This window comes from Streptomyces sp. NPDC028711 (assembly GCF_055565415.1).
This window is the reverse complement of record NZ_JBVHUJ010000013.1, coordinates 277,555-286,409: the sequence shown is the minus strand read 5'-3', so window position 1 is coordinate 286,409 and position 8,855 is coordinate 277,555. Positions and strand designations below refer to the sequence as shown.

The 8,855-nt window shown below is 74.1% G+C and carries 8 protein-coding genes; 4 read left to right on the top strand and 4 right to left on the bottom strand.

The genetic code is table 11. The features are described 5' to 3' along the window. Nucleotides 1–89: 89 nt before the first annotated feature. The 3 genes from ACZ4VK_RS32705 to ACZ4VK_RS32695 all read right to left on the bottom strand — a co-directional run bounded on the left by ACZ4VK_RS32705 (nt 90) and on the right by ACZ4VK_RS32695 (nt 3,478). The gene (locus ACZ4VK_RS32705; protein WP_468360179.1) at nt 90–1,190 is read right to left on the bottom strand and encodes a HEAT repeat domain-containing protein; all 1,101 of its coding nucleotides are present in this window, start codon (nt 1,188–1,190) and stop codon (nt 90–92) included. After that, nucleotides 1,184–1,864, bottom strand: a complete 681-nt coding sequence (locus ACZ4VK_RS32700) for a HEAT repeat domain-containing protein (protein WP_468360176.1) — start codon at nt 1,862–1,864, stop codon at nt 1,184–1,186. Before ACZ4VK_RS32700 ends, ACZ4VK_RS32705 begins: the two co-directional genes overlap by 7 nt. Nucleotides 1,865–2,050: 186 nt before the next feature. Beyond that, entirely contained in the window at nt 2,051–3,478 is a 1,428-nt protein-coding gene (locus ACZ4VK_RS32695) for a cation:dicarboxylate symporter family transporter (protein WP_468360173.1), read from the bottom strand. 218 nt (nt 3,479–3,696) lie between these two features. Here ACZ4VK_RS32695 and ACZ4VK_RS32690 point away from each other — a divergent pair, with 218 nt between their 5' ends. The 4 genes from ACZ4VK_RS32690 (at nt 3,697) to ACZ4VK_RS32675 (ending at nt 7,694) form a co-directional block, all read left to right on the top strand. Next, complete coding sequence (locus ACZ4VK_RS32690) at nt 3,697–5,406, top strand: sensor histidine kinase (protein ID WP_468360170.1); 1,710 nt, start codon at nt 3,697–3,699, stop codon at nt 5,404–5,406. Beyond that, the gene (locus ACZ4VK_RS32685) at nt 5,403–6,098 is read left to right on the top strand and encodes a response regulator (RefSeq protein WP_468360167.1); all 696 of its coding nucleotides are present in this window, start codon (nt 5,403–5,405) and stop codon (nt 6,096–6,098) included. The genes ACZ4VK_RS32690 and ACZ4VK_RS32685 overlap by 4 nt, the downstream gene beginning before the upstream one ends. A gap of 144 nt (nt 6,099–6,242) precedes the next feature. After that, on the top strand, nt 6,243–6,914 hold the full coding sequence (locus ACZ4VK_RS32680; protein WP_468360163.1) for a helix-turn-helix domain-containing protein: 672 nt from the start codon (nt 6,243–6,245) through the stop codon (nt 6,912–6,914). Between the two features lie 33 nt (nt 6,915–6,947). Next, nucleotides 6,948–7,694, top strand: coding sequence for a tyrosine-protein phosphatase (locus ACZ4VK_RS32675; protein WP_468360160.1), 747 nt, complete (start codon nt 6,948–6,950; stop codon nt 7,692–7,694). Nucleotides 7,695–7,740: 46 nt separating this feature from the next. Here ACZ4VK_RS32675 and ACZ4VK_RS32670 read toward each other — a convergent pair whose 3' ends face one another. Further along, entirely contained in the window at nt 7,741–8,718 is a 978-nt protein-coding gene (locus tag ACZ4VK_RS32670) for a helix-turn-helix domain-containing protein (protein WP_468360157.1), read from the bottom strand. Nucleotides 8,719–8,855 lie beyond the last annotated feature (137 nt).

Genomic DNA, 8,855 nt, shown 5'->3' with positions numbered 1-8,855 from the left:
GCGGAGCGATCAACGCCCACGACTCATCCGTCAGTTCATGTCTACGCACCACGAACGGAGTAACGAGCCACCGACTTTCCGGACACGGCCTAGGGGGTGTCCCGCAACGTAAGGACGTAGGTCGCGGTGAGCGCGACGGCCCGGTCCTCGTCCTGTGTCAGATCCGCGAGGGCGCGCGTGGCCGCGGCCCCCGGGATGTCCGCGAGCGCCTGTGTCAGCCGTCGACGTGCGGGCTGGCCCGTGGTGCCGTCGGCGAGCCCGGTGGTGCCGTCGGCGAGGCGGTCGGCATGCGCCCGGGTACGGCCGGCGAGGCCCGTCGTGTCGTCGGCGTGGCCCGTCTCGCCGGCGGTAAGGCGGGCGACCAGGTCCGTCGTGATCTCGGCCGCCAGCGCCGGGTCGCTCGCCAGCGTGCTCAGCGCGTCCGCCGCGTCCGTGTCGTTTCTCCCCTCGACGATCATGCCGATCAGCGTCGGCACCGCGTCGGCCACCCCACGGCCCCCGAGCGTCAGGGCCGCGTACCCGCGGACCACCGGGTCGGGGTGCGCGAGGGCGTCCCGCAGCAGAGTGGCCGCCTCGCCGTCCGGGAGTTCGGCGAGGGACAGGACGGCCCGCTTCCGTACCTCGGCCGACGGTGAGCCGAGGCCCTCCGCGAGCAGTGCCGAGCCGTCCTCGCCCGAGCGCGCCAGAGCCCAGCGCAGGGCTCCGGCGACGTTCGGGTCCGACTCGCTCAGCACGGCCTCGACCAGCGCCTCCACCGGCACGGGGACGTCCTCGGCCGAGGACAGGGCGGCTCGCTGCCGCGCCCCCGCGCTCTGCGACCCGAGGCCCTGGAGCAGCGCGACGACCTGGAGGACGTCCTCCCAGCCGGCGGGTTCCGCGGCGCCGATCCGGCGGAGCCGGGTGAGCAGCTCCGTCTCCGCCGCGATGCGGTCCCGCGTACGGCGGACGAGGTCGTCGACGAGTTCCCCGGGGGCGAAGCCGGGGTCGTCGAGCGCGCGCCCGATGTCACGCAGCGGCAGCCCCAGGGCCCGCAGGCTCTCGATGTGGAAGATCCGCCGGATGTTCTCGCCGGAGTACTCGCGATAGCCGGAGCCGGTGCGTCCCGTCGGCCGCACCAGGCCGAGGGACTCGTAATGTCTGAGCATGCGGGCGCTGACCCCCGACCGTCGCGCGACCTCGCCGATCAGCACCGCCTACCGCCCCTCCTGCCCGCTCCGCCGAGGGCCACGACGCGCTTCGCCTCCTCGATCGCGAACGCGAATCCGGCATCCGGGTCGCGCCACAGGCGTTCCGTGGCGAGCGCGTGCGCCCGCACGCGAGGGTCGGGATCCGTCGTCGCGGCGCCCAGGACGGGCGCCATCGCCTCCCCGAGCGCGATCAGCGCCCGGCTGAGGCTCAGCTGCGTCTCGCGTCCGCCGCGCCCGAGCTGTGTCGCCAACCCTACGGCCAGCCCGTGCTCCTCACCTTCGGGGACGAGTACGACCGCTGCCCGCCAGGCGCTCCGGGCCACCTCGTCGTCGGCGTCGGCGAGCAGCTCGGGCGTGATCACCGGCCAGGCCCGCCGGTCCCCGATCTTGGACAGCGTGTGCAGCGCCTGGCTCCGCGCCCGCGCCCGCTCCGAGCGGACCTCGTCGACGAGCAGCGGGACCGTCAGGGATGCCGCGTGGCGGGTGAGTGCCCAGGTCAGCGCTTCCCGTACGGGGAAGTCGGGTTCGATCGCGCAGCGCTCGACGAGCGTGCCGACGACATCCGGGCCGGGCGTCGTGCCGACCGCCAGGGCCGCCCGCAGCCGGACCGACGAGCTGGGGTCCTCCAGCGCCCGGAGTGCCGGTGTCGTGTGGGTGCCCTCTTTCGGCAGGGTCATGGGTCCACCTCCTCGGCCGCAGTGAAGTCCTTGTCACCGTGTCAAGGTCAAGCGCCTCCCGTCGGGCGGTGCCGGGCCCGCCCTGGGCAGCATCGAAGGGCGGCCCCCGAGGGGACCGCCCTTCTCCCCGGTGCCCGGATCCGGCTCAAGGCCCGGGACCCGGGGGCCGTACGGACGTCCGATCCGTCAGACGCCCGCGCGGGCCTTCTCCTCGCCCTCCCCGGCCCGCTGGTCCGGGACCTGGTCGGGGCCGTCGGCCGGGGCCGGAGCGTGGTCGTCGACGAGGGTCTTCTCGTCGAACGGGACCCGGCCCGCGAGGACCTCGGAGACCCGCGCCTTGTCGATCTCCTTCGTCCAGGTGCCGACGAGGACGGTGGCGACGGCGTTGCCCGCGAAGTTGGTGAGGGCGCGCGCCTCGCTCATGAAGCGGTCGATGCCGACGATCAGGCCCACGCCGTCGACCAGCTCGGGCCGGTGCGACTGGAGGCCGCCCGCGAGGGTGGCGAGGCCGGCGCCGGTGACGCCCGCCGCCCCCTTCGAGGCGATGATCATGAACACGAGGAGCGAGATCTGCTCGCCGACCGAGAGCGGGTCCCCCATCGCCTCGGCGACGAAGAGCGAGGCCATCGTGAGGTAGATGGCGGTGCCGTCGAGGTTGAAGGAGTAGCCGGTCGGCACGGTGATGCCGACGACGGGCTTGCTGACACCCAGGTGCTCCATCTTCGCGATGAGCCGCGGCAGCGCGGACTCGGAGGAGGAGGTGGAGAGGATCAGCAGGAACTCGCGGCCCAGGTACTTCAGGAGGGACCAGATGTTGATCCCGGCGACCAGCCTGAGGAGCGCCCCGAGCACGACGAACACGAAGATCGCGCAGGTCAGATAGAAGCCGATCATGATGACGGCGAGGGACTTCAGGGCGTCGACGCCGGTCGCGCCGACGACGGCCGCGATCGCGCCGAACGCGCCGACCGGGGCGGCCCACATGATCATGCCGAGGATGCGGAAGACGAGCCTCTGGATGTGCCCGATCCCGCGCAGAACCGGTTCTCCGGCGGAGCCCATCGCCTGGAGCGCGAAGCCGGCGAGCAGGGCGACGAGGAGGGTCTGGAGGACCTCGCCCTCGGTGAAGGCGGAGACGAGGGTCTTCGGGATGATCCCGAGCAGGAAGTCCGGCGTGGACTCGCTCGCGCCCTCGGCCTGCTTGGCGCCGGCCTCGGCCAGCTCCTTGGTGAGGTGGAGTCCGGAGCCGGGCTCCAGGAGGTTGCCGACGAGCAGGCCGATCGCGAGTGCGACGGTCGACATGACCATGAAGTAGCCGAGGGCGAGGCCACCGACGGCGCCGACCTTCGCGGCCTTCCGGACCGATCCGACGCCGAGCACGATGGTGCAGAAGATGATCGGCGAGATCATCATCTTGATCAGATTGACGAAGCCGGTGCCCAGCGGCTTGAGCTCGACGGCGACACCGGGCGCCAGGAACCCGACCGCGATGCCGAGCACCACGGCTCCGATGACGGCCAGATACAGATAGTGGGTACGGTCCCGTCGTGCGGCCACGGGGTCCTCCTCGCGCTGATGGGTGTCCACGTCCCGGTGGACTCCGCGACTATCCATCAGCCTGTGACCGGGGTCACGGTTACGTACGTTTCGTTCACGCGGAGACCGTTTCGGACCGCCGGGAGACAGGGTTCGGACCGCCGGGAGACAGGGTTCGGGCCGCCCGGGAGACAGGGCTCGGGCAGCTCCGGGGCGGGGCTCGGGCCGCTCCGGGGAAGAGAACGATTCGGGAACGCAACGCGTCCGCGCAAACTCCGCCGTGCACACTTACCCGCATGCGCCTCCCCCTCCCCCGCCCCCGCAGCCTGGCCGGCCAGCTCTTCGCGATGCAGGTCGTGCTCGTGGCCGTCGTCGTGGCGGGGTGCGCGGTCTTCGCGTACGTCACGGACCGGGCGCAGGCCGAGGAGACCGCGCGGCGCCAGGCCACCGCGACCGCCGCGGCCGTCGCCGACTCCCCGTCCGTGGTCGCCGCGGCCCGTTCCGCCGACCCGACGGCCGTGCTCCAGCCGTACGCCGAGTCCCTGCGCCGCCACGCGGGCGTCGCCTTCGTGGTGATCATGGCCCCCGACGGCACCCGCTGGACCCACCCCGAGCCCGCGCAGATCGGCCGGACGTATCTCGGCCACATCGAGGAGGCGGCGGCGGGCCGGACGTACTCCGAGACCCATCTGGGAGTGCTCGGCCCCTCCGTGCGGACGGTGGCACCCGTCTTCGACGGCGGCCGGGTCGTCGCCCTGGTCAGCGCGGGCATCACGATCGACAAGATCAGCGAGCAGGTACGGGAGCAGGTGACCGCGCTGCTCGGCATGGCGGGCGCGGCGCTCGCGCTCGGCGGCGCGGGGACGTACGTGGTCAACGCGCGCCTCCGCCGCCACACGCACGGCATGAACGCGACGGAGCTGAGCCGGATGCACGACTACCACGAAGCCGCGCTGCACGCGGTCCGCGAAGGGCTCGTGATGCTCGACGGACGGCGGCGGATCGCCCTCATCAACGACGGGGCGAAGGAGCTGCTCGGCCTGGACGAGGGGGCCGTCGGCCGGCCGGCGGCCGAGCTCGGGCTGCCCGCGCCGCTGGCGGGGGCGCTGCTGTCCTCGGAGCCGCGCGTGGACGAGACGCACCTGACGGCCGACCGGGTCCTCGTGGTCAACACCCGCCCGGTGGTCGGCGGGGAGCGGCGCGGGACGGTCGTCACGCTCCGGGACCGTACGGAACTCCAGTCGCTCTCCGGCGAGCTGGACTCCGAGCGCGGGTTCACGGAGGCGCTCCGCTCGCAGGCCCACGAGGCGGCGAACCGGCTGCACACGGTGGTCTCGCTCATCGAACTGGGCCGGGTGGCCGAGGCGGTGGAGTTCGCGACGGCGGAGCTGGAGCTCGCCCAGGCGCTCACCGACCGGGTCGTGGACGCCGTCGGTGAGCCCGTGCTCGCGGCGCTGCTGCTCGGCAAGGCGGCGCAGGCGAACGAGCGGGGTGTGGAGCTGGTCCTCACCGAGGACAGCCGCATCGACGACGGGCTCGTACCGGCGGCCCTGCCGGCCAGGGACCTGGTGACGATCCTCGGCAACCTCATCGACAACGCGGTGGAGGCGGCGGGCGGGACGCCGCACGCGCGCGTGACGGTCACGGTGGCGGCCCGCACGGGTGACGGCGAACTGCTCCTCCGGGTCGGCGACAGCGGCCCCGGCGTCCGCCCCGCCGACCGGGACGCGGTCCTGGGCCGCGGCTGGACCACCCGGGGCCCGGGCCGCGGCCTCGGCCTGGCGCTGGTGGGCCAGGCGGTCACCCGCGCGTCGGGCACGCTGGAACTCACGGACGCGGAGGAGGGCGGGGCGGAGTTCACGGTACGACTGCCGCTGCCGCGGGGGGCCGGGCCGGCGGGGGTAGCCGGACAGCGGGGGGCTTCTGGGCCGGCCTCCGAGCCTCCCTCGCCTCATCAGCCCGCCCCGGCGATCGGCGACGCCGCCGCGACGGAGGTGGCCCCGTGAGCGCGCCGCCCCTCCGCGTGCTCGTCGTCGAGGACGATCCCGTCGCCGCCGACGCGCACGCGCTGTACGCCGGGCGGGTCGAGGGCTTCACCGTCGTCGGGGTCGCGCACTCCCGGGCCGCCGCGGTGCGGGTGCTCGACCGTACGCCGGTCGATCTGATCCTGCTCGACCTCTACCTGCCCGACGGCCACGGCCTCCAGCTGCTGCGCGCGCTGCGTGCCGCCGGTCACTCCGCCGACGTCATCGCCGTGACCTCCGCCCGTGACCTGGCGGTCGTCCGCGAGGGCGTGTCGCTCGGCGTCGTCCAGTACGTCCTGAAGCCCTTCGCCTTCGCGACCCTCCGGGACCGGCTCGCCCGGTACGCGGAGTTCCGGGCCTCCGCCGGCGAGGCCTCAGGACAGGACGAGGTGGACCGCGCGCTCGCCACCCTCCGCGCCCCGCACCCCGCCACGCTCCCCAAGGGCCTCAGCGCGCCCACCCTGGAGTCCGTCACGCGCACTCTCCGGGCCGCTCCCGCCGGGCTCACGGCGGCCGAGGCGGGCACGGCGGTCGGGATCTCGCGGATCACGGCCCGCCGCTACCTGGAGCACCTGGTGACCGAGGGCCGTGCCGTGCGCGCCCCGCAGTACGGCCAGATCGGGCGGCCCGAACTCCAGTACCGCTGGCTCGACGGCCCGACCCGGGGGTATTGAGCGTTCCAAGGCGAACGCGGTCCGTCACTGATCGTTTCCATGGCCACGACGGTCCGTTACTGACGGGTTCCCACGTTCCTACGACCGTACACCTTGGGTGAACACACCGTAGCCAACCGTCACCTCCGCACCTACGGTGGCCGGGTGCACCAACCCTCACCGCCCTTCAACGCCCTGGCCGCCCGCCGACTGCGGGAGGCCCTCGGCATGGACCCCGGCCATGTCGCGTACGGCCTCCGCGCCCAGTACGGCCTATTCGTCACCCCCGACACCGTCGTCGCCTGGGAACGCGGCCGGGCCGCCCCCGGCGAGCAGGAGCTCACCGCCCTCGCCGGCGTCCTCTGGTGTGCCCCCGCCGAACTGATCGCCGCCGCCTCCACCCTCCGCGAGCACCGGCTGGCGCGCGGCCTGGCCGCCGAGGAGCTGGCCCGGCGGGTGGGGGTGGCCGCGTCCGCGTACCAGCGGATGGAGGACGAGGGCCGCTGGCAGGGCAACGAACGCCAGACGGCGGCCCTCGCGGAGGCCCTCGGTCTCGGGGCGCGCGCCCTGATCACGGCGACCGGCGGCGACGAACGTCTCGCCGAGCTGCTGCGCGCCGCCGCCACCACCCGCTGGCAGGCGTACGTGAAACCGGCGGTGAAGATGGTGCCGCTGCCCAAGCGGACCCTGGAGTCCGCCCTGCAACGCCTGTACACGGATTACCACGCCCGGATGGCGGCGACCAGCAGCTGGGGCGCCTCCGGGGCGACCGGCGACGAGGGGCGCGCCTATCTGGAGGAGATCACCGCCCACTTCTGGGCGGCCGTCGGTTCCTAGATCACCGCGGGTCCGGGGCCGTAGATTGGCGCCGTGAGACGACACATACCCTTCGAACGACTCCACAACTTCCGTGACCTGGGCGGCTATCCGACCGCCGACGGCGGGACCGTGCGGTGGGAGACCCTCTACCGCTCCGACTCCCTCGCCAAGCTGGCGGACGCCGGCCCCGCCGACCTGGACCGCTTCCGCGCGCTGCGCGTGGGCACGGTGATCGACCTGCGCTACCCGTGGGAGATCGCCGCGAAGGGCCGTCTGCCGGAGACGGAGGACGTGTCCTGGCACAACCTCTCCATCGAGCACCGCCCGTACGACCAGGCGGAGATCGACCCGGACCTCGATCCCTGGCGCTACCTCGCCGACCGGTTCGCCGAGGTCGCGGAGGACGGAGCGGTGGAGCTCCGCACGGCCCTGGAGGTGATCGCCGCCGCCGACGGGCCGCTCGTCTTCCACTGCGCCTCGGGGAAGGACCGTACGGGTCTGCTCGCCGCCGTCCTCCTCGCCCTCCTCGGGGTCCCGGACGAGGAGATCCTCGCGGACTTCGCGCTCACCGAGCTGGCCACGGAGCGGCTGATCGCCGACTGGCGGGAGGCGCACCCGGGCCGCGAGCTGCGCTGGCCGGGGTACGGCCGGGCCCCCGCGGACATCATCCGGCTCTTCCTCGCGGACCTGCGGGAACGGTACGGCTCGGTGGACGCGTACGTCACCGGCCACGTCGGGCTCGACCCGACGGTGGTGACGGCGCTCAGGTCCCGGCTGGTGGAGGCCGCCGCCACCTAGGACCGGGCCGCCAGGGCCGGCACCAGGACCGGTGCCAGGACCGGCGCTAGGACCGGCGTTCGAAGGAGAAGAGCTGGCCCGCGGCGTCCGGCGCGCAGGGCGCCTGGGCGAGACGCGCCCAGGCGGCCGTGCGGTCGCCGACGACGGTGACGCAGCTGCCGGGCGTCGCCGAGCCCACCGGAACGATCCGGTAGCCCCGGACGGGAGTGCCGTACGGCTCCAGGGCGAAGCCCTCGACCCGGCTCGGGTCCCCGCACTCGGAGTCCTCGTACGGGGCGTCGGGTATCCGGCCGCCGGAGGGTATGCCGGAGCAGCCGGGGCCGTAGTCGGGGTGGTCCGAGACGATCCGCCACCGGCCGGCGGCCACCGCCGCCAGGGAGTAGAGCGGGACGCCCGCCTCGGCGCACGGCAGCTGATGGACCTGGCCGGTCCGGGTCCCCCGCCGCTCCCCGAGGCAGAACTCGGTGCCGACCACCCGGACGCGTATGTCTCCGGCGGCCGGGGTACGGGGCTGCTGCCCGGCAGGTCCGGTACGGCCGCCGTCCCTGAGGACGGCGACGACGCTGACCCCGGCGAGGACGAGCCCGGCGACCGCGACCGTGGCGACGAGGGTCCGCTGGATCCGGGACCGCCGGGTCGTTGATGTCCCGTCCGGAGGTGCGGCGGCACCGGGCCAGGGGGGCGGGGAGGCGGGCGCGTGGGCGGGTCGGGCATCCGCGTCCTCCGGCGCGTACGCCCCCGGGGCCGCGAGCTCCCTCCGTACCGTCCGCCACTCCTCCAGCGCGGCCGGCGCGACCCCGCAGGCGCGGACGAAGGAGGTCAGCAGTTCCTCGCGGGGGAGAGTGGGGCGGGCCAGCATGTTCGCCACGGTGGACCGGGGCAGGACGTCCCCGCGTTCCTCCGCCCGCGCCGAGAGCTCGCGGTAGGTCAGGCCCGACCAGTCCTTGAGGGCCTGGAGCCGCGCGAGGAACTCGGCGGGGGTCCTCGCCCCCCGCGGGTCGGGCATGTGCTCCCCCGGTGCCATGCGCGCCGCTCCCTTCCGCCGGACACGGTTGGGACATGTCCGGGACAAGCCCCAAGCCTTGTTGATCGCGCGCTCCGGCTCAAGAGTGGAGACCCGGCGTTCACGGGGGTGATGCCGGGGACAGCGCAGTGGCCCCG

What these genes read in the sequence shown, in the direction of transcription:
- ACZ4VK_RS32700 (WP_468360176.1), bottom strand. Translation starts at nt 1,864, where the DNA reads ATGACCCTGCCGAAAGAGGGCACCCACACGACACCGGCACTCCGGGCG.
- ACZ4VK_RS32695 (WP_468360173.1), bottom strand. Translation starts at nt 3,478, where the DNA reads ATGGATAGTCGCGGAGTCCACCGGGACGTGGACACCCATCAGCGCGAG.
- ACZ4VK_RS32690 (WP_468360170.1), top strand. Translation starts at nt 3,697, where the DNA reads ATGCGCCTCCCCCTCCCCCGCCCCCGCAGCCTGGCCGGCCAGCTCTTC.
- ACZ4VK_RS32670 (WP_468360157.1), bottom strand. Translation starts at nt 8,718, where the DNA reads ATGGCACCGGGGGAGCACATGCCCGACCCGCGGGGGGCGAGGACCCCC.